The sequence below is a fragment of the Sulfitobacter brevis genome (assembly GCF_900112755.1).
GTDB lineage: Bacteria > Pseudomonadota > Alphaproteobacteria > Rhodobacterales > Rhodobacteraceae > Sulfitobacter > Sulfitobacter brevis.
The window spans coordinates 92,562-113,038 of record NZ_FOMW01000005.1 but is presented as its reverse complement, the minus strand read 5'-3'; the positions used below and the strand labels follow the sequence as shown (position 1 = coordinate 113,038).

At 59.9% G+C, this 20,477-nt stretch carries 18 protein-coding genes; 8 read left to right on the top strand and 10 right to left on the bottom strand.

Annotated features, from left to right (window positions below; genetic code table 11):
* The first annotated feature begins 36 nt into the window (after positions 1-36).
* Positions 37-1,182 carry an alpha-D-ribose 1-methylphosphonate 5-triphosphate diphosphatase gene (locus BM174_RS08185; RefSeq protein ID WP_093923367.1) on the top strand — a complete coding sequence of 382 codons (1,146 nt, stop codon included), beginning with the start codon at positions 37-39 and terminating at the stop codon, positions 1,180-1,182.
* A 14-nt stretch (positions 1,183-1,196) separates the two neighbouring features.
* Here the strand turns inward: BM174_RS08185 and BM174_RS08180 are convergent, their stop codons facing one another.
* Positions 1,197-2,327: an aminotransferase class I/II-fold pyridoxal phosphate-dependent enzyme gene (locus BM174_RS08180; RefSeq protein WP_093923366.1), complete on the bottom strand. Its 1,131-nt coding sequence runs from the start codon at positions 2,325-2,327 to the stop codon at positions 1,197-1,199.
* 45 nt (positions 2,328-2,372) lie between these two features.
* On the opposite strand from BM174_RS08180, the gene BM174_RS08175 reads away from it, so the two are divergent.
* A complete protein-coding gene (locus BM174_RS08175) occupies positions 2,373-3,131 on the top strand; it encodes an MBL fold metallo-hydrolase (protein ID WP_093923365.1) in 759 nt (252 codons plus the stop codon).
* Between the two features lie 2 nt (positions 3,132-3,133).
* Here BM174_RS08175 and BM174_RS08170 read toward each other — a convergent pair whose 3' ends face one another.
* The gene (locus tag BM174_RS08170) at positions 3,134-3,859 is read right to left on the bottom strand and encodes an SDR family NAD(P)-dependent oxidoreductase (RefSeq protein WP_093923364.1); all 726 of its coding nucleotides are present in this window, start codon (positions 3,857-3,859) and stop codon (positions 3,134-3,136) included.
* A 73-nt stretch (positions 3,860-3,932) separates the two neighbouring features.
* Here BM174_RS08170 and BM174_RS08165 point away from each other — a divergent pair, with 73 nt between their 5' ends.
* Entirely contained in the window at positions 3,933-5,096 is a 1,164-nt protein-coding gene (locus BM174_RS08165; RefSeq protein ID WP_093923363.1) for a pyridoxal phosphate-dependent aminotransferase, read from the top strand.
* Positions 5,097-5,099: 3 nt separating this feature from the next.
* Here BM174_RS08165 and BM174_RS08160 read toward each other — a convergent pair whose 3' ends face one another.
* From BM174_RS08160 to BM174_RS08130, 7 genes are all read right to left on the bottom strand, one after another.
* A complete protein-coding gene (locus tag BM174_RS08160; protein WP_093923362.1) occupies positions 5,100-6,224 on the bottom strand; it encodes an aminotransferase class V-fold PLP-dependent enzyme in 1,125 nt (374 codons plus the stop codon).
* Positions 6,225-6,242: 18 nt separating this feature from the next.
* On the bottom strand, positions 6,243-7,037 hold the full coding sequence (locus BM174_RS08155) for an ATP-binding cassette domain-containing protein (RefSeq protein ID WP_245766302.1): 795 nt from the start codon (positions 7,035-7,037) through the stop codon (positions 6,243-6,245).
* Positions 7,034-7,906 carry an ABC transporter ATP-binding protein gene (locus BM174_RS08150; protein WP_093923361.1) on the bottom strand — a complete coding sequence of 291 codons (873 nt, stop codon included), beginning with the start codon at positions 7,904-7,906 and terminating at the stop codon, positions 7,034-7,036. Before BM174_RS08150 ends, BM174_RS08155 begins: the two co-directional genes overlap by 4 nt.
* On the bottom strand, positions 7,903-8,754 hold the full coding sequence (locus BM174_RS08145; RefSeq protein WP_093923360.1) for an ABC transporter permease: 852 nt from the start codon (positions 8,752-8,754) through the stop codon (positions 7,903-7,905). Before BM174_RS08145 ends, BM174_RS08150 begins: the two co-directional genes overlap by 4 nt.
* A complete protein-coding gene (locus tag BM174_RS08140) occupies positions 8,747-9,757 on the bottom strand; it encodes an ABC transporter permease (protein ID WP_093923359.1) in 1,011 nt (336 codons plus the stop codon). Before BM174_RS08140 ends, BM174_RS08145 begins: the two co-directional genes overlap by 8 nt.
* 61 nt (positions 9,758-9,818) lie before the next feature.
* The gene (locus BM174_RS08135; protein WP_093923358.1) at positions 9,819-11,345 is read right to left on the bottom strand and encodes an ABC transporter substrate-binding protein; all 1,527 of its coding nucleotides are present in this window, start codon (positions 11,343-11,345) and stop codon (positions 9,819-9,821) included.
* Between the two features lie 37 nt (positions 11,346-11,382).
* Positions 11,383-12,945, bottom strand: coding sequence for a phytoene desaturase family protein (locus BM174_RS08130; protein ID WP_093923357.1), 1,563 nt, complete (start codon positions 12,943-12,945; stop codon positions 11,383-11,385).
* A gap of 115 nt (positions 12,946-13,060) precedes the next feature.
* Here BM174_RS08130 and BM174_RS08125 point away from each other — a divergent pair, with 115 nt between their 5' ends.
* Genes BM174_RS08125 through BM174_RS08105 form a run of 5 tightly spaced genes read left to right on the top strand, consistent with a single transcriptional unit; the run spans position 13,061 to position 19,644 of the window.
* Positions 13,061-13,852, top strand: a complete 792-nt coding sequence (locus BM174_RS08125; protein ID WP_093923356.1) for a cyclase family protein — start codon at positions 13,061-13,063, stop codon at positions 13,850-13,852.
* Positions 13,853-13,856: 4 nt separating this feature from the next.
* Positions 13,857-15,416 carry a phytoene desaturase family protein gene (locus tag BM174_RS08120; protein ID WP_093923355.1) on the top strand — a complete coding sequence of 520 codons (1,560 nt, stop codon included), beginning with the start codon at positions 13,857-13,859 and terminating at the stop codon, positions 15,414-15,416.
* The gene (locus tag BM174_RS08115; RefSeq protein WP_093923354.1) at positions 15,413-15,895 is read left to right on the top strand and encodes a MarR family winged helix-turn-helix transcriptional regulator; all 483 of its coding nucleotides are present in this window, start codon (positions 15,413-15,415) and stop codon (positions 15,893-15,895) included. Before BM174_RS08120 ends, BM174_RS08115 begins: the two co-directional genes overlap by 4 nt.
* Before the next feature lie 12 nt (positions 15,896-15,907).
* Complete coding sequence (locus tag BM174_RS08110; protein ID WP_093923353.1) at positions 15,908-18,112, top strand: thiamine pyrophosphate-dependent enzyme; 2,205 nt, start codon at positions 15,908-15,910, stop codon at positions 18,110-18,112.
* A 5-nt stretch (positions 18,113-18,117) separates the two neighbouring features.
* Complete coding sequence (locus BM174_RS08105; RefSeq protein ID WP_093923563.1) at positions 18,118-19,644, top strand: indolepyruvate oxidoreductase subunit beta family protein; 1,527 nt, start codon at positions 18,118-18,120, stop codon at positions 19,642-19,644.
* Between the two features lie 50 nt (positions 19,645-19,694).
* Here BM174_RS08105 and BM174_RS08100 read toward each other — a convergent pair whose 3' ends face one another.
* On the bottom strand, positions 19,695-20,477 hold the full coding sequence (locus BM174_RS08100) for a carnitinyl-CoA dehydratase (RefSeq protein WP_093923352.1): 783 nt from the start codon (positions 20,475-20,477) through the stop codon (positions 19,695-19,697).

Sequence of the window (20,477 nt, the reverse complement as noted above, 5' to 3'; positions counted from 1 at the left end):
ACTATTTGTGGGGAAGTAACTGAAGGTGCCGTTGTAATGCCAGCCGACCTCATTCTGACAAACGCGCGGCTGGTGCTGGGCCATGAGGTGGTCAGCGGTACACTGCGCGCTGCGGGTGGCGAGATTGCCGATGTCGATACGGGGCGTTCTACTGCGGCAGGCGCGATCGACTGTGAGGGTGATTTTATCGCCCCCGGGTTGATCGAGCTTCATACCGACAATCTGGAGCGCCACATGACACCGCGTCCGGGGGTAAGCTGGCCCCATCGGGCGGCGATAATTGCCCATGATCGCGAGTTGGCGGGCACGGGGATCACCACAGTTTTCGACGCAATCCGGGTCGGTTCTATTCTGTCGGACAACCGCAAGAGAAACGGCAGATATGCCCGCCAAATGGCGGATGAAATTCTCGAAAGCCGAGCGGCGGGATTGCTAAAGATCAGCCATCATCTACATCTGCGCGCCGAGGTTTGCTCGGAGACTTTAATTGATGAGTTGGGCGAGTTCGGCACCGAAGATCGGGTCGGCATTGTATCACTGATGGACCATACGCCCGGCCAGCGGCAGTTTACTGACTTAAAGAAATTCGAGGATTATGTCTGCGGCAAGCACGGGCTATCGCGCACCGATTTTCAGGATTACGTGACCTTCCTCTATGGGCTGCAAAGCCGCTTTGGCGTGGCGCATGAAGAGGCAGCGGTGGCGGCTGCGACGCGTTTGGGAGCAACACTGGCCAGCCATGACGACACCACCGCGGGACAAGTCGCGACATCCAAGACCTACGGCGTTGCTTTGGCAGAATTTCCGACCACGGTGGAGGCGGCCAATGCCTGCCACAGTGCCGATATCGGCGTGATGATGGGCGCGCCAAATCTGGTGCGTGGCGGGTCGCATTCCGGCAATGTTGCGGCAAGCGATCTGGCCAATCTGGACCGGCTCGACATCTTATCTTCGGACTATGTGCCCGCCTCCCTGCTGATGGCGGCGGTGCAATTGGGGCACCTCTGGGGCGATATGGCGCGGGGCATCGCCACGGTGACCAGCGCCCCTGCTGCGCGGGTGGGTCTGAAGGATCGCGGCGCTTTGCGGGCCGGACTGCGGGCCGACATAATCCGATTCGCTGAGGATGGCGGCGGGCCGGTGATGAAATCGGCGTGGTGCGCAGGGCAGCAGGTCGCCTAAACGGTGCGCCCCTCTTAGGTCTGCTTCCATGCGCGGAGAGCTTCTGATAGGCGGTCCAGCCCCGTTTGCAGGTTAACCGAGGCACCACCGCCGACGCCGAGCCGTATGTGGTTTGGCTGGTCATAGGCGCTGCCCGGCAGCAAAAACGTCCGATATGGATCGGCCAGAAGAAACTTCGCAAATCCATCGCTGTCGATGCCTTCGGGCAAGCGCCCCAACCCGATTAGCCCTGCTTGCGGGCTGACCCAGCTCAACCCGTCCTGCGCGGCGACCCAATCGTTCATCTGTGCAAGGTTCGCGGCCCCTTCGCGCCGCGCAGCCTCTAGCGCGACGGCGTAGCGGTCAGGCCGCAGGGCGATCTCCGCGATCACCTCCCCCATGATGTTCATAATTTCGGAAGAGTTTTCCCTCAGGATCACCGCGTCCATGACCATCTGCGGATCAGGACAAACAATCCAGCCGGTACGCAGCCCTTGCAGACCCAGCGCCTTGCTCACCGACCCGGTGGTGATGCCGCGCGCATACATCCCCGCGACGCTCGGTGCACGCGGGTTGTTCCACTCGAGGCCGGCATAGACCTCATCAATCAGCAGCCAGGCACCGACACGGTCGGCAATGCGCACCACTTCTGCGATTTCGTCGCTGTTCAGCAGATCGCCGGTCGGATTATTGGGGTTGGACAGAAAAATCATCTTGGTTTGCGGGGTGACGCAGGCGGCCAACTGGTCCAGCGGCAAGCGCCAGTTGTCGGCCTCCTGTCGCGCGACCTTGACCACATGGGCGCCGATGGCGCGGGCCAGCACTTCGGCTTGCGGCCAGCCGGGAGTCTCAACGACAATTTCGTCGCCGGGCTGTAAAAGCTGCATAATTGCGAGGTAATTCGCTTCTGCCGCACCTGCGGTAATCAGCACATCCTTGCGGGTGCACATGCCATTCAACCCAGCCTGCGCCAGTACATGATCACGCAATTCCGGCAATCCGCGAAAATCGCGGTTGTTCCAGTCAAGCGGCAGGTTCGGATCAAGCTCGTCCAAAAAATCGCCCAGCACGGGAGAACGTGAGAGTGAAAAGCCTACGACAGCCTCCGGTGCGGCTTCGGTGGTGTCCAGCAGGTACTGGAACAAGGTGTGTATCTTGACTTTCATGGCCCCTCGACGGCTAGCTTGCTCCGGATTTAGGAGGCTGTGAAAATGATGAACGGGTTTAAGCTGAAGGGCAAACCGAAACGGCTGGCAATGCTGGATTACGGGCTGTTCGAGGTGCACGCTGGCCCGCGCACCATTGGTATTTGCGGCGCGGTAATCGAGACTGATGCAGGGGAAATCGTGCTGATCGACACTGGATTTCCGCAAAAGTATGCCGATGATGCGGATGCCGCCACTGCCGAGGATGAGTTGGGCGGTTTCGGGCGTGTTATCTCAGTGACCCAAGAAAATATTCCAGGGCCGCAACTTGCAAAGCTGGGGCTGAAAAAATCTGACGTCACTTTGATGATCCAGAGCCATACGCACATCGATCACGTCGGTGATATGGCAGGCTACCCGCAGGCACCAATCCTTATTTCTACTGCCGAACGTGCTCTGCCGCGTCCGCTCTATTGGTCTGGCAAGCAAGCAATGGAATGGCCGGATCGGGACTATGTCGAAATTGCCGAGGATACATCGTTGAGCGAGGGTTTTGAGGTACTGCATTGCCCCGGTCACGCGCCGGGGCAACTCGCCTTTATGGTGCATCTGCCGCAAACCGGCTGGGTGCTACTCACCTCGGACGCGATCAGCCGCGCCGCCGAAGTTGACGAGAAATTCGCGGGGTCGTGGGATGTCGCGCAGGCGATCCACCATGGTGACCGCCTGATGGCACTGGCAGCCGAGCGCGACGCGTATGTGATCTTCGGCCACAGCCCCGAGCAATGGCCGACGCTCAAAAAAGCGCCGGATTGGTTTGAATAGCTTTACCGGACGTCGCGGCCCTGATTGAGGATGATCACATTGCCGCTGGAGATATCGCCTGCCGGAGAGACGAGAAACCCGACCCACTCCGCGATCTCGGAAGCTTTCATGGCGCGGCCATGCGGCATCATCGAGATCGCCTTTTTCAGCACATCCTCACTGAGCACGCCGAATAGCGGTGTTTCGGTCATTGCGGGCGCGATGGAGTTGGCCGTGATCAGATCTTGGGCATAGCGGCGGGCAAGGTCCTTGGTCAGATTGTCCAAAGCGGCTTTTGAAGCGCGATAGTGCGGCGGATCAAAGACGTCGAAATTATACGCACCGTTGGAAGAGATGTTGATAATCTTGCGCACGCCCTCGCGCCCCAGCATCTGTTTTACTGCCGCTTGGCAACAGTGGAAGGCGCTGGAAAAGTTGATCGACATCTGGCGGTCAAACTCCTCCGCCGGAATGTCAGGGAATTCGGACATAAAACAAGTGCCCGCGTTGTTCACCAGCACGTCGACCCCGCCATGATCCTCGGCGATCCGGTCAAACGCGGCGCCGATGGCGCCTGCGTCGGTCAGATCGGTAACCATTCCGGTAAAGCCGTCGGCTTTGGCCATTTCCGCGAGGCCCGCCTGGTCGATATCCAGACCGACAACATGCAGCCCATCCGCCATGAGCCGGGTTGTTATGGCACGCCCCATGCCACCTGCCGCGCCAGTTACCACTGCGATCTTTTTCATGCTCGGCCTTTCTGTTTCCCGTTTGATTGATTTAGATGTAAACGCACGTAAACACAGCCGCAAGGAATGCTTCATGCCAATCCGCCCAGCCCGCCGTATCACCCAGACCTCGCCGAAGAACTTTGGCATGTTCGCCAAGGCCGTGGGGATGCAGGGCGATTTGATCCACCTTGAATTGGGCATGCCTGCCGAAGACACACCGGCACATATCAAGGACGCCACGATTGCGGCACTGCAAGGTGGGGCGGTACATTACTCTGATCTGCAAGGCGTGCCGGAGTTGCGGCAAGCGATTTCCGATAAGCTGCGGCGGCAGAACGGCTTGGATATCTCGCCCGATGAGGTGATCGTGACCAACGGGCTGACGCAGGCGTCCTTTGCTGCTTTCATGGCATTTCTGGATGAGGGTGATGAATGTCTGTTGCTCGCTCCCTATTACCCGCAACATATCGGCAAGGCCGAGCTTGCAGGCGCGAAAGTCACCATCGCTCCCTTGGATGCGTCAGATGGATTTTCGATTAAAAGAGGCCTGATAGAGCCGCATATAAAGCCCAATACGCGGGCAATTGCGTTGATCAACCCGTGCAATCCGACGGGCCGCGTCTATTCGCGCGATGAGCTTCAGATAATCGCTGACCTCGCCCAGAAGCATGACCTGCTGGTGCTGTCGGACGAGGTTTATGAAGAGATCACCTATGACGGCGCTCAGCATATCTCCATCGCGTCCTTGGAGGGAATGAAAGAGCGCACGATCACGATGTTTGCCTTTACCAAGGCCTATGCGATGGACGGCTGGCGCATCGGGTATATCGCAGCAGATGCCGCGCTGATCGGGCCCTGCATGAAGATCACCACCAATGAGGTGACCCATGTGAACACCTTTATTCAGGCGGGCGCGATTGCCGCGCTAAACGGCCCGCCCGAGGTGCTGCACGAGATGGTCGCGCGGGACCGCAAGCGCCGTGATCTGGTGGTTTCGCGCCTTAACCAGATGCCGAATGTCAGTTGTGCGCCAGTGGAAGGCACGATTTACGCCTTCCCCGACATCTCGGCCACGGGCCTAAGTGCGGCGGATTGTGCAGACAGACTGCTGCATGAGACCGGCGTGGTGGTCGAGGCGGGCAGCTTTTACGGCGCCGCAGGTGAAGGCCATATTAGGGTCTGTTTCGGCTGTGCCGAGCTTGAGGTGTTGGACGAGGCGATGAACAGGATGCAACGGTTCTTCAACGAGCTTTAAGCCTCAACCGATGCGGTGCAGCGCCTCGATCAGCCGTGTGACGTGGTGCGGTTTCGTCACCGCCCCGGGTGAAAGGCGCATGATGCGGCCGCGGCAATCAACAAACAGACCTTGCGCGCGGAGTTGAGATACACAGGCCGCCGTGTCGGTGTCTTCAGGCAATTGCAGCATGACAGAGCCGCCGCGCTGGTCCTTGTCGGCAGGGCTTGCAAGGGTCAGCCCTGCGTTAGCGGCACCTTCGATGATCTGCGTGGTCATGGATTGATTATCGGCCAATAGACCGGTTTGCGCCCTGTGCCACCGCAATGCAGGAATAGACCCTAAACAGGCTAAAACCGAGGGTGTGCCATGTTCCAGCCGCCGCGCATCGGGGGCATAGTCGAAGGCATCCAAGTCCCATGAGAACGGGTTATCCTGACTGAACCAGCCTCTGAGCTCGGGTTCAACTGTCGCAAGCAAATCCGCGTGCATCTGGATAATCCCCGCCCCCGGCGTGCCGCAGAGCCATTTTAGCGAAGAAGCAACGACGAAATCGACTGGGTATTCTTTGAGGGAGAAGGGAATGATCCCGATGCCTTGGGTCAGATCGACGCCGATAAGCGATCCCATCTTGCGACCATGTGCGATCAGGCTCGGTAGATCGCAGCGGTGCGAAGAGGTCGAGGTCACCCATGTGAGTAGCGCGAGGCCCACGTCAGGCCCCCATGCGGCGACCATGTCCTCATCTTCGACCCAATGTGCGCCGGGGCGGAGCGGGACGGTGTGGAGCGTAAACCCCATCCGATCAGCCAGCCCGCTCAGCAGGAAATGCAGCGACGGAAAGCAATCCGCCGCGATCAGCACACGCTTGCCGCGCAGATGATGCGCGGGCAGGCCGCCAAGGATCGAAAACAGCCCTGTTGTGACGTTCTCGGCGCTGGTGAGCGTGCCTTCGGGCGCACCGAGCAGGGCGCGCCAATGGTCGATAAATTCCTGCCGCGCCTCCAGCACCTTTGGCCATTGTGCGTCATCCAGTGTGCCCCAGATATCGGCGAAGGTGCCGAGCATCTGCGCCATGTCCGCGGCCTTGTCAGGGTACTGGCCAATGGAGTGATAAAGAAAATAGCCGGGGTCATTGGCGTCAGCCATGGTCGCACTCCTTGGGGGTCAGATCCAGACCTGATCAGGGTCGGGTAGCGGGATCGCCCGCATCAATTCACGAGTATATTCGGCTTGTGGGGCGTCGAACAGGGCGGCGGTCTCGGCTTCTTCAACGATTTTGCCCTGATGCAGCACAACGATGCGACTGCACAAGCGGCGGATCACCGAGAGGTCGTGGCTGATGAAGGCCAGTGTCAGGCCCAACTCGCGCACAAGTTCTTCGAGCAGGTTCAGCACCTGCGCCTGGCTGGAAACATCGAGGCCCGAGACAATCTCATCCGCAAGGATAAAATCGGGGCGCAACGCGATGGCCCGCGCGATGCCGACCCGCTGGCGTTGTCCACCGGACAGTTCATGTGGATAGCGGCTGGCGAAACTGCGGGGCAGCCCGACCATATCAAGCGCCTCATCGACACGGGCGCGCGGGTTGTCGAACCCGTGCAGCTTGAGCGGCCCTGCGATAATCCCGCCCACCCGACGGCGCGGGTTGAGCGAGGACATCGGGTCTTGAAATATCATCTGAAACCGCCGCCGCATGCTGCGCAACTCGGCTTCGCGTTGATGGGTGATGTCGATGCCATCAAATGTGATACTGCCGGAAGTAGGCTCTAACAAGCGTAACATGGCACGGCCCAGCGTGGATTTGCCCGATCCGGAGCCGCCGACGATGCCCAGCACCGCGCCTTGTGGCACGTCGAAGCTCAACCCGTTCAGGATGTTGATGCGCGGCGCGGGGCCGAGCAGGGGTTTGCGCGTCATGTCAGGCAGCGACAGATGCAGATCGCGGATTTGGTACATCATCGGCGGCCCCAGCGTCTGTCATGGGCGGTCACTTCCTGCTCAACCGTTTCGATCACTGATTCCGGCACGGGCATCAGGCTGCCTTGCGGGTTGGTATAGGTCGGCGTCGCGGCGAGTAGGGCAGCGGAATAGGGGTGGATCGGGTGCATGAAGAACCGCCGCATCCGCGCGTTCTCCACGATCTTGCCCGCGTAAAGCACCGAGAGGCTGTCGCAGACCTTGCTGACCACGCCCAGATCATGGGTCACGAACAGCAGCGCGGTGCCGTGGCGGGCTTGCATCTCAGCGATCAGCCGCAAGATTTGCTTCTGCACAGTCACGTCCAGCGCGGTCGTCGGCTCATCTGCGATGATCAGCTTCGGTTCTGCTGCGAAGGCGGAGGCGATGAGGATGCGCTGGCGCATGCCGCCAGACAGCTCATGCGGATAGGTGCGCATCACGCGGCGCGGGTCGGGAATGTCCACCTCCGCCAGCAACTCCAACGCGCGGGCCTCAGCGGCAGCTTTAGTCCAGCCGAGGATATCGACCAAGCGGCGGGTGATCTGCGGCCCGATGCGGCGCGAGGGGTTGAGCGCGGTCAGCGGATCTTGCGGAATCAGCGCGGTGGTGGCGCCGATCCGGTGGCGGCGCTGGCCGGGGGAGAGTTTAAGTAGGTCCTGCCCGTCGAGCCAAATCTCGCCCGCGGTGATCTGCAACGCACGGGGCAGGGTGCCCAAAACCGCCTTGCCGATCATTGACTTGCCCGCACCGGATTCGCCCACCAGCCCGTGCACCTGCCCCGCCGCCACATCCAGCGTGACCGACCGCAAGATCGGGCCCCCGCCACGCAGCGACACCGAGAGATTGCGAATGTTAAGGTATCCGCTCATCGCAGCACCGGATCGAAACGGTCTTTCAGGCCCTCGCCCAACTGGCTGAAACTGAGCACAGTCAGGAACAGTGTGATCAGCGGGAAAACCAGCACCCACCATGCTTGGTGCACCGATATGCGACCTTCGGCGATCATCCCGCCCCATGTCGGGCTGTCGGTGGAGATGCTGAGGTTCACAAAGCTCAAGATCGCCTCGACAATCACGGCGATGCCCATTTCCAAAGTAAGCAGTGCGACGATGGTCGGCAGGACGTTGGGCAAGATTTCGGTCAGCATGGTGCCAAACCGGGCCCGCCCTGCTACTTGGGCAGAGGCGACGTAATCCATCGCGCTTTGGCTTAACGCTTCGGCGCGGATGACGCGGGCAAAGCGGGTCCAGTCGATGATGACGATGGCGATGATGATGGAGGTTAGGCCCGTGCCCAACACTGCGATCAGCAGAATGGCAAAGAGCACGGGCGGGAAAGCCATCCAGATATCAACGAAACGGCTGATGATCCGGTCCGGCCAGCCGCGATAAAAGCCTGCGATCAGGCCAAGGCTTGCGCCGATCAGACAGGTCAGCGTGCCCGCCACTAGTGCCACGATCATCGCCAGACGCGCGCCATAAAGGATGCGCGACAGCACATCGCGGCCCAGTGAATCAGTGCCAAGCCAGAACCCTGCCTCGCTGCCGTTCTCCCAGAAGGGCGGCATCCGGCCAAGGAACAGGTCCTGCGCCAGCGGGTCTTGCGGTGCGATCCACGGCGCAAATATCGCGGCGCAGGCTAGCAGCATCAGCCAGCCGCCCGAAAGCCACAGCCGCACTCCAATCGGGCGTGTCAACTCGCTGCGGGCGTCACGCATGGCGGAGCCTCGGGTTCAGCACCACATACATCATGTCGACCACCAGATTGACGAGGGTAAAGATCAGCGCAAACAGGATCACGATGCCTTGGATTAACGGCAAGTCGCGGTTGATCACTGCATCAATCGCCATGTTGCCAAGGCCTTCGTAGCTGAACAGCCGCTCGATGATCACGGTGCCGCCGATCAGGAAGGTAAATTGTACCCCGACCAGCGTCAGCGTTGGCAGGATCGCATTGGGCAGCGCCTCGCGGGTGATCACCGTACGCTCGGCATAGCCTTTGGTGCGCGCCAGCGTGACGTAATCCAGATGCATGGTTTCCTTCAGGCTTTGCTTGAGCAGTTGCGCGATGATCGCGGCGAGCGGGATGGCCAGTGCCACGGCGGGCATGAACATATGGCCAATCAGATCGGCCAGCACATCAAAGCGCAGCCGGAACAGCGCCTCGAAAAGGTAGAAATTTGTGGTGAAATCGATGTCGAGCGAAGGCGATATCCGCCCCGAGATATGAAAGACGGGCCAAAGCACGCCAAAGAGCAGGATCAGCACCAGCCCCCAGAGGAAATCGGGGATCGACAGGGCCATGCCTGCGCCCATATCAATCGCACCCTCGGCGCCGGTGTCGCGAAAGCGGGTGCCGACCAAGGCCATCGTACCGCCGATCAAGACCGCAATCAGCAGGGCGACGATGCTCAGCTCCAGCGTTGCGGGCAGGCGGTTCAACACCAATAGGGACACGGGCTGGCGCAGCGAGATCGAGGTGCCGAAATCACCCTGCACCACGCCGGACAGCCAGATGGTGAATTGCTCGAAGATCGATTTATCAAAGCCGTATTGCATTTGCAGGCGGGCGATATCCGCCTCGGTCGCGCCGGGGGGAAGCATCATCGCAATCGGATTACCGGGAACGACACGGATCACCACGAACACAATCACCGCCACGCCGAAAAGCGTGATGGCGGTGGTGAGGAGCCGCACGAGGATAGCGCGCAATAGAGCCATGAAGGGTCCAGACAAAAGGACGGGGCCGACGATGCGGCCCCGTCAGTTCAGGGAGGGTGGATTAGCTGCGAGTCATCAGATGCGGCAACAGCGCGCCCGAACGATGCGGCACAACATTCACGCCTGCGACATGCAGGATCGGCTGGACGTATTGCAGCAGCGGGATCACCTCGGCCTGTTCGGCAATGTGGCGGTCCACGGCCTTCCAGCCGGCGATGCGCTTGGCTTCGTCCTTTTCGCCCCAGAGTGGCGCGATCATGTCAAAGGTGTCCTGCCCGTCCCAGACCGAGTGCGGCGAGGGGCCGAACATCGCGAAACCTGTCGACGTGGTGGGATCGCCCACCGAGTTGCCCCAGTTGTAGAAGGCCGCAGGGGCCAGCGTATCGGCCGCGCGCAACTCGTAGTGTTTGGCGATCTCGTAGACTTCGATTTCGGCCTCGATACCGACCTTGCGCCACAACCCGACGATGGCTTGCACCATCTCATAGTCCTTAGGCTTGAAACCTTTGGTGGTCTGGATGGTGAACTTGACGGGATTGTCAGGGCCAAAGCCCGATTCCGCCAGCAGCGCCTTGGACTTTTCAGGATCAAATTCGACCTTAATGGTGTCGTCAAAAGCGATGTAGTCTGGGGTTTGCAGCGTGTCGATCGGCACGCCGTAGCCGGAGAGCAGGCGGTCCACGATCAACTGTTTGTCGATGGCGTGGGCCGCGGCCTTACGCACGTTGGGGTCGGTCATCACCTCGATATCGTTGAGGAAAATCATCCCGATGTCGGAGATCGGCTCGGCCACGCCTTCGATGCCGTCTTTGGCTTTCAGACGGTCGAACTCCTCGTAAGGCACTTCGAGCGTGACATGGGCATTGCCCGATTCAATCTCTGCGACGCGGCTGGCGGCATCAGTGACGAACTTGATCGTCACGGTTTTGAACTCCGGCGCACCGCCCCAGTAATTTTCATTGGCTTTCAGACGCACGAAGGCGTTGCGCTCGAATTTCTCAACCATGTAGGGGCCGGAACCGATAGGCGCGGCCTCGAACCCTTCTGCGCCGACTTCTTCGTAGTATTTCTTGGGCAGAATATAGCCGGTGAGGAAGGACATCCATTTGAAGAACGTTGGCTCGTATTCCTTGACGTCGGCGGTAACCCGGTTGCCCTCGGCCTGCACATTGGCGACCTTACCCCAGATGAACTGGATCGGGTTGCCGGTCTCGGCGGTGCCGGCGCGGGTCAGCGACCAAACCACATCTTCTGCGGTCAGTGGGTCGCCGTTGTGCCATGTCACACCTTCGCGCACGTCCATCCAGATCTGGCTTTGGTCATCGTTCCAGCCGTAGTCGGTGATGATGCCTTGGCCAAAGCTGAGATCAGGGTTCTGCGGGATATAGAGGTCAAAGACCGACTGGTAGAAGCCCTGAATGGTCGGGTTCACCGCCGAGGGACCGACGGTCGGGTCCCAGCTCGGCAGGTTGACGTTATAGGCGATGACAAGCTCGTCGATGGCCTGCGCAAAGCTGGGCAGGCCGACGGTGGCAAAGGCCGCAGCGGCGGCAGTGGTTTTTAATAAACTTCTTCTGGAGAGTTTCATTGGTGTGTTTCCCTTGTTGGTCGTTCGCTTTTTATATTTATCCGGCGAGTTTCTTGGCGAGCAGGGTGCCGGGCCCTGCGCCAGTGCCCCCACCGGGCCAAACGGCGGCGCCAGTGTGGTAGAGATTGCGGATCGGCGTACTGCCATCCGCATAGCCCCGTGCAGGGCGGTTCATAAAATGCTGGTGCAGATGGTGGCTGCCGCAGACTTGATCACCGCCGACGAGGTTGGGGTTATCAGCCTCTAACATGGCGGGAGTGACAATCTTTTGCGCCAGAATGCGGCTTCGTGTGCCGGGGGCGTATCCCTCAAGAATATCCAGCGCGCGATTGGCGAAGGGTTCGGCGGCACTTTCCCAATCGGTCGCGGTTATCTCGCCCTTGGCGTCCCCTTTGATCGTGCCGGGGGCCATACGCACCTGGAGCCAGAGCACATGTTTTCCCGCAGGGGCGCGGGAGGGGTCTACCACGCTGGGCTGTCCGCAAACGATCACCGGCTCATCCGGCAACAATCCTGCTTTGGCCTGCGCGTAGGTCCGCGCCATCTGGTCCATTGAGGGCGCCAGATGCACATAGGCAAAATCGCGCAGCGCGGCATCGGGCCAGTTGGGCAGATCGTCCATCGCCAGATGAATCATCATCGTGCCGGGCGCGTATTGATAGCTCTCAAGCGCACGTTCATGGCGGGCTTCGCCAGTGCCGCCCGTTAGCTTTAAAAGGGCCTGCGGCGAGACATTGGCGATAACTGCCTTTTTCGCGCCGACAAAGCGGCCATCCGCAAGGGTGATGCCCGTGGCTTTGCCCGCCGCCTGCTCAATCCCTGTCACCTGCGCATTGCAGTGAACCGTGCCGCCGCGGGCTTCGATCATCCTAACCATTGAACGGGTCACCGTATCGGCACCGCCTTGGCCCAAAACCATGCCAAAGGCCTGACCCGCCATCGCTTCGAGATAGGGAAACATTGCGCCGCCCGCGATGTCGGGCGCGAAGTCGAGGTGCATGCCCCACGCCGCCAAGGTCGCCTTCAGATGGTCGCTCTCGAAGGTCTGGTCGAGCCATGCGCGGGGCGACATCATCAGGAACCGCGCAAGATCCAAAGTCTCGGCCTTACGCTTGCGCCATGTTTTCCATCCCAGTTTTGACAGCGCACCCATGCGCATCGGGCTGCCGAGAAGGGCAAAGATCGTCTCTGCCTCGGCGGGGAAGGCTTCGGTGAGTGCGCCCCAAGTCTCGGCGTCTTTCTCGGAGAACGCCATGATCCGCGCGGTCGTGGTGGCCACGTCATTGGACACCCCCATCCAGCGGCCATCTGGAAACAGGCTGGCGAAAGGATGGGCCGTTGGTGCGAAGGCCAGCCCATGCTGCGCCAGCTCGGTTCCGTGCTGGGTATGAAAAGCCGATCCGGCAAAAAGCGACAGGTTCATCGCGGCCCAGTCGTGCCGGAAACCGGTCAAAGTATAGGCGCCGGATTTTACCCCCCCCCCTGCTTCGGGGGCTTGCTCATAGACCGAAACTTTCCAACCCTGCACAGCCAGATGGCACGCACAGGCAAGGCTGTTATGCCCTGCTCCGATCAGGATTGCGTCTGCATCTTCAGCCATAAATTCTTGCGCTCCCCTTGCCTGAAATATAATTGCAAATGCATCTAAACATGTCTAGCATTGAATTATGATTTCAACCGGGCGTAGAGAGCCCGGACATCAGGGAGAACAAAAAATGAGCGCTGCGGACGTCGTAACAAATTTGGGTAAGATGCTGGCCTCTGGCGGGGTCGAGGTGGTCGATTGCACGGGGGTTTTGGGTCCTGATACGCCCATCCTGCAATTGCCGCCAGATTTTGCCAAGAATACACCGAAAGTAGAGATCCACAAAATCTCGGAATATGACGAAGACGGCCCATTCTTTGCGTGGAACTGGATGGTACTGGGCGAGCATTCAGGCACGCACTTCGATGCGCCGCACCACTGGATCACCGGCAAGGATTACCCCGACGGCTATACCGATAAGCTTGATGTGCAGCGTCTGGTTGCGCCGGTGAACGTTATCGATTGCTCCGAGCAAACTCAGGAAAACGCGGATTATCTGCTGACGGCGGCGGGCATCAAAGAGTGGGAAAGCCAGTACGGCGAGATCGGCGCCGGCGAATGGGTTGTGATGCGCACCGATTGGGATCAGCGTGCCGGCGACGAGGCCAAGTTCTTGAATGCAGACGACAAAGGCCCGCATTCGCCTGGCCCAACACCAGATGCGATTGAATACCTGCTGTCGAAAAAGATCGTCGGCTGGGGCACCCAGTGCATTGGCACCGATGCAGGCCAAGCTGGCGAGATGGACCCGCCCTATCCTGCGCATAACTTGCTGCACCGCGACAACTGTTTTGGTCTCGCGAGCCTCGCAAATCTGGACAAACTGCCCGCCAAGGGCGCGATCCTGATTGCTGCACCGCTTAAGATCAAGGACGGCACAGGCAGCCCGATTCGCGCGCTGGCGCTGGTTCCGAAAGGCTGAAGCGGTGGCCACGTTCGACCATCTGATCATCGGATCGGGCATCAATGCGTTGGTGGCCGCAGCATTGCTGTCGCGTAAAGGCGACAGCGTGCTGGTGGTGGAACGTGAAAACCGCATCGGCGGTTGCATGTATACGGACGAGGTGACGCTGCCGGGCTATCATCATGATGTGATGGCGGCGACATTCGTGCTGTTTCTGACCAGTCCGGCCTATGCAGCTTTAGCCGAAGATCTGGCCCGCCACGGGCTGGAATTCTGCCATAGCCCGCATCCAACGGCTGTGCTGCGTCCTGATGGAAGGGCGCTGGTGCTAAGCACCGACCGCGCTGCTAACGTCGCCGCCTTCAACGCTCAAAGTGCGGGCGACGGGGATCAACACGGGGCCGATGTGGGCCGTGTTGAGCTGGATGCAGAGTTTCTTTTTGCGCTGCTGGGCCAATCCTTGTGGTCGCGAAAAACCGCCGCTTTATTGACGAAACAGGCGTGGAAACGCGGGATTCATAATTTAAGAGCATGGTTCGGCGAAGCTTTGGAGCCTGCGCGGGGCTGGCTTGAAACGCGCTATGCTTCTGAAACGATCCAAGCGCTTTGGGCACCTTGGGTGTTGCATGTCGGGCTGACACCCGAAGCAAGTTATGGCGGGCAGATGTCCCGCGTGATTGCATTTGCATTGGAAGCCGCAGGCGCGCCGGTTGTTAAAGGCGGCGCAGGCCGAGCAGCACACGCGTTCAAAGCTTTGATCGAGGCGAACGGCGGCGTCATTCGCACCGGTGTCGAGGCGCGCAGCATTATGATCGATGGCGGAAAAGCGCACGGCATCATCACGTCGCAGGAAGAGCAGATTTACGCCCGCAACGTAATTGCCTGCACGGCGCCGGGGCAGCTTTACGACCAATTGCTGCCGCAACAGCACCGCCCTGAAAGCCCGAAGAAATTCCGGCACGGACGTGGCAATTTCCAACTGCATTACGCTCTTGATGGCCCAATCAAATGGAAGGCCGAGGGGCTGGACGACGTTGCCTTGATCCACCTGTCTGACGGGATCGACGCGGTCTCAAAATCTAGCAACGAAGCCGAGCGCGGCATGTTGCCTGCAACGCCGACCATCTGTGTCGGACAGCCGCACCGGCTCGACCCGTCGCGCTGCCCCGAAGGCAAGGCGATCCTGTGGCTGCAAATTCCCGACGCGCCGTTGGTAATCAAAGGCGATGCCGCAGGGCGGATCGATACCACGCCGGAATGGACCGAAGCGATGCGAGAGGCATTCGCTGACCGGATTGAGGCGATCCTGGCCTCTCACATCGAAGATTTTGACACTTTGAAGTTGAAACGCCGCGCATATTCCCCCGCCGATCTTGAGGGGCTGAATGTCAATTTGGTGGGCGGCGATCCCTATGGCGGCGCATGTGCGTTGGACCAGTTCTTTGTCTGGCGCCCGTTTGCAGGGCAGGTAAATAACGCCACATCAATCAAGGGGCTGCACCATATCGGCGCCTCCACCCATCCCGGTCCCGGCCTCGGCGGTGGATCGGGATTTAACATCGCAAAGGGACTGGGCGCATGAACGAGAACAAAGCCGTACCCACAGCCGCCTCGCAACGGCTGGCTGAAATGGGGCTTGAGAATTTCGCGCCCTACCTGATGAACCGGATCATGGGCCGCTATAACGCCGCCGTGCAAAGCGAAATGGCCGAGCTTGGGTTGACCACGCCGCAGATGCGGTCCTTGTCGGTGCTGTCGGCGATTGATGGCATCCTGATCAGGGAACTGGCAGTGTATGCCGTTGTCCAACAATCGACTCTAAGCAGGGCACTAGACGCACTGGCACGCGACGGCTTGATCCGCCGAGAGACAGATGAAGTCGATAGCCGTGCCACCCGCGTTTTCCTGACCGACGCGGGCCGCGAAACCTATGAGCGGCTCTGGCCGCATATGTCGGATGCCTATGCTGCAATGTTTCGCGGGATCGACGATGAGCAGAAGAAGGCCTTCATCGCGACGCTCAAGACGATCATGCGCAACATCCGAAAACACGATTTTTAAGAGGGAGAGACCATGGCCGAACGTTCGTTCAAAGCCGAGGTAGAGCATCTGCGCAAAGGCGAAGGGGATGTCTTTACCGGCGAGGGGATTCTCGCGATCACCAAAGCGCTGCTGGAAAACGGTGTCGGTTATGTCGGCGGCTATCAGGGCGCGCCGATCTCCCATTTGATGGATGTACTGGCCGACGCCGAAGAGCTGATGTCCGAACTTGGTGTGCGGTTCGAGGCCAACGCGAGCGAGGCTGCCGCAGCGGCGATGCTGGCCGCCTCGGTGCATTACCCGATCCGCGGCGCTGTGACGTTCAAAGGGCCAGTCGGGGTCAATGTAGCATCGGACGCGCTGGCGAACCTGTCGTCCTCAGGGGTGACCGGTGGTGCGTTGGTGATCGTCGGCGAGGATTACGGCGAGGGATCGTCGATCATGCAGGAGCGCTCACACGCGTTCGCGATGAAATCGCAGTTCTGGATGCTGGACCCGCGTCCCAACCTGCCGTCGATCACCAAGGCGGTGAAGGACGGGTTCGAGTTGAGCGAGGCGTCGAACACGCCCGTAATGCTGATGGTGCGGATAAGGTCCTGCCACGTCACCGGCAGTTTTGCGACCAAGGATAATGTGCGCCCGCCGCTCACGGTGAAAGAGGCTGTGGCCAACCCGCGTTCTGATTTTAACCGCGTCGTGCTGCCACCGATGAGCTATTTGCACGAGCAGGACAAGGTCAAGAACCGCTGGCCTGCCGCCGAGAAGTTCATCGTCGAGAACAAGCTTAATGAATTCTTTGGCCCTGAAAAAGCGCCCTTAGGCATCATCGTGCAGGGCGGCATGTACAACGGGTTGATCCGCGCTCTGCAACGGCTGGGCCTCGCTGATGTTTTCGGCAACACCGAAATCCCGATCTATGTTCTAAACGTTACTTATCCTATTGTTAGAGACGAATTTGACGGATTCTGCGCCGGCAAAGATCATGTGATGGTGATTGAGGAAGGCCAGCCCGACCACATTGAACAGCAGCTTGGGTCCTACCTTTATAAGCTGGGACGTAAGACCAAGCTTTATGGCAAAGACGTCTTGCCGATGGCGGGGGAATATACAGGTCAAGTGATGCTTGACGGCGTAACCGGGTTCCTCAAGGCCGCAGCGCCCGACATGCTGCCGGGGCAGGTTCGGGCGCCAAACGATGCGCCACCCGCGATCCCCGATCTGAGCAATACAGTGCCTATCCGTCCGCCTGGTTTTTGCACCGGCTGTCCTGAACGCCCGATCTTTGCAGGCATGAAACTGGTTGAGCAGGAACTTGGCAAGCACCAGATCACCGGCGACATCGGCTGCCACCTGTTCGCAAGCCTGCCGCCCTTCGAAATTGGCGGCGCGACAATGGGCTATGGCCTTGGCCCAGCCTCCAACGCGGCCTTTGACGGTGGCGGCGAGCGGCGTGCGATCTCGATCCTTGGGGATGGCGGGTTCTGGCACAACGGTCTCAGTTCCTCGATCGGGAACATGGTGTTTAACAAGTCTGACAGCGTTGCGGTGATCGTGGACAACTACTATTCCGCCGCCACGGGCGGGCAGGACGTGCTGTCCTCACGGGCGCATAACGACACTAAATCGACGAATAATCCAATTTCTGCTGCGCTTAAAGGCGTCGGCGTGGAGTGGATCCGTCAGATTGACCATACCTATGATGTGGCCAAAGTGCGCGACACGGTGCGCGAGGCGCTGACGACTGATTACAACGGTCCGAAAGTCATCGTCATGTCGTCGGAATGCATGCTCAACAAACAGCGCCGTGAAAAACCGTTGCGCAACAAGGCGATCAAGGAAGGTCGCCGCGTCGACGTGCCTCGCTTTGGTGTCGATAGTGATGTGTGTACGGGTGATCACGCCTGTATTCGGCTCTCGGGTTGTCCGTCGTTGTCGTTGAAGCGGCTGGAGGATCCGCTGCGTGATGACCCCGTCGCGCATATTGACCAGACCTGCGTGGGCTGCGGTAACTGTGGCGAGGTGGCTGACGCCGCCGTGCTTTGCCCGTCATTTTACCGTGCTGATGTGGTGCATAACCCCTCGAGTTTCGAGAAATGGCGTGCTGGGCTTCGCACCAAAACAATCAGCTGGCTGCAAAACCGCCGCGATGCACGGCGCATTCGGGTCGGCGATGTGCATGTCACCGCCCCACAAGGCGCGCGGGCAGCCCCACAACCACCGATGGGAGCGCTCACGTGAACCAGATGCTGCGTCAAAAGACCCCCGATGCGCGGGTCGCCGAAATTATCAAGTTGGCGGTGATGGCCGTTGGCGGGCAAGGCGGCGGCGTGCTGACCGGCTGGATTGAATCGCTGGCGCGGTCGCAAGGCTATGTTGCCCAATCGACTAGTGTCGCGGGCGTGGCGCAGCGGACGGGGGCGACGATCTACTACGTCGAGATGATCCCGCACAGTGACAACCAGCCAGTGTTCGCCCTCGCGCCCTCCGCCGGTGATGTCGATGTGGTGATCGCCGCCGAGATGATGGAAGTGGGCCGCGCAGTCATGCGCGGGTTTGTGACGCCAGACAGGACAACGCTAATTGGTTCGACCCATCGCCAGCTGGCAGTAAGTGAAAAGAGCGTCCCGGGGGACGGGATTGCTGACGCGGAAGAGGTTAAGGCGGCCGCTGAAATCGCTGCACAGAGACTGATTTTGGCGGATATGGACCAGCTTGCCGTTCTACAAGGGTCGGTGATATCTGCCAGTCTGTTCGGTGCGTTGGCGGGGTCCGGCGCGCTGCCTTTCTCACGCGAAGCCTTTGAGGATGCGATCCGTGCAGGTGGTAAAGGGGTGGATCCCTCGCTTAAGGCCTTTGCCGTTGGCTTTGATGTGGCACAGAATGGTGTGGCCGCGCCGGAGCCTATTTTAGAAACGGATGAAAGCCCCGTGACAGGGTCGAACGAGCAAGCCACCGAATGGCAGGTTCTGTTGGACCGCACGGAGGCCTTGCCCGCTCCCGTTGTCGCGATGGCACGGGCGGGTTTGGGTAAGGTTGTTGATTTCCAAGACTGCACTTATGGCGCGACCTATCTGGATGAGTTGAACGCAGTTATTGGCCGCGACAGCGCTGCGCAAGAATGGGAACTCAGCACCACCGCAGCAAAGTATATCGCGAACGCGATGGCCTATGACGACATCATCAAGGTCGCCGACCTCAAGACCCGCGCCCCACGTTTTGCCCGTATTAGAGACGAAATGAGCGTGAAGGATGGCCAGCTCGTGCAGTTGACCGAATTCTTTCATCCCCGTGCCGAGGAAGTCGCTGGCATGTTGCCCGCCAAGCTAGGGGCACGAGCAGAAGCGAACCCGCGCACGATGGAACGGCTTGAGCGGCTGTTTGGCAAAGGTCGTCGGCTTCGCACCGATACCCTGCCTGCTTTCCTGATGCTGCATATTCTCGGTGGCCTAAAAGGCTATCGGCTGCGTACGCGGCGTCATGCCGTCGAAATGGCGCATCTGCAATCGTGGCTGGATCGGTCGCTGGCGCCGCTGGCCGAAGACTATGCGTTAAGTGTTGAATTGCTGAAATGCCGCCGCTTGGTCAAAGGCTATTCCGACACCCACGCGCGGGGGCTGACCAAATTCGACACGGTGATGAATGCAGCAGACATGTTAAAAGGTCGCAAGGACGCCGCAGAATGGATCGCCCGACTGCGCGAAGCTGCCCTGCAAGACCCTGAAGGCAAGGCACTGACGGGCGCGATAGAGACCGTTCGCTCCTTCGTATAGCTGAACGGTTGCCAATAAAGGCGCCCCCAATGCGGGCGCCTTTTTCGTTTCTACTTGCCCTTCCAGACCGGATCGCGCTTTTCCGTAAACGCGCGCGCGCCCTCTAGCTGATCTTCGGATGAATATAGCACATCGACGCTGGAAAGCTGTCGGCCCGTGATCCGGTTCATCGCGTCTTGAAACTTTGAATCCTCGGCGTCGCGCACGATTTCCTTGATCGCGGCATAGACCAGCGGCGGGCCAGAGGCGAGCAGGCGGGCAAGCTCCCATGCGCGGTCCATCAACTGGTCAGCGGGCAAAATCTGGTTGACCAGACCCCAGCCCTTGGCCTCCGCCGCGTCGAACCACCGGCCCGTCAGCAGTAGCTCCATCGCAATGTGATAGGGGATACGTTTGGGCAGCTTCACGCTCGCCGCGTCTGCCACGGTGCCGGAGCGGATTTCAGGCAGGGCGAAGGTCGCATGTTCAGCAGCAAGTATCATGTCGGCACTCAGGGCCAATTCCAGCCCGCCGCCGCAAGCGATACCGTTCACAGCAGCGATGACCGGTTTGTTAAGCCCGCGCAGTTCTTGCAAACCACCAAAGCCGCCGACGCCATAGTCGCCGTCCACGGCATCCCCGTCCGAGGCGGCTTTGAGGTCCCAGCCAGGGCAAAAGAATTTCTCGCCGCCGCCGGTGATGATCGCGACGCGCAGGGCAGGGTCATCGCGGAAGGCGGAAAAAACTTCGCCCATCTCGCGGGAGGTTTTGAGGTCAATGGCGTTGGCTTTGGGACGGTCCAACGTGACCTCGAAAATGGCCCCTTCGGTACGGGTTTTGATCGTGTCTGACAT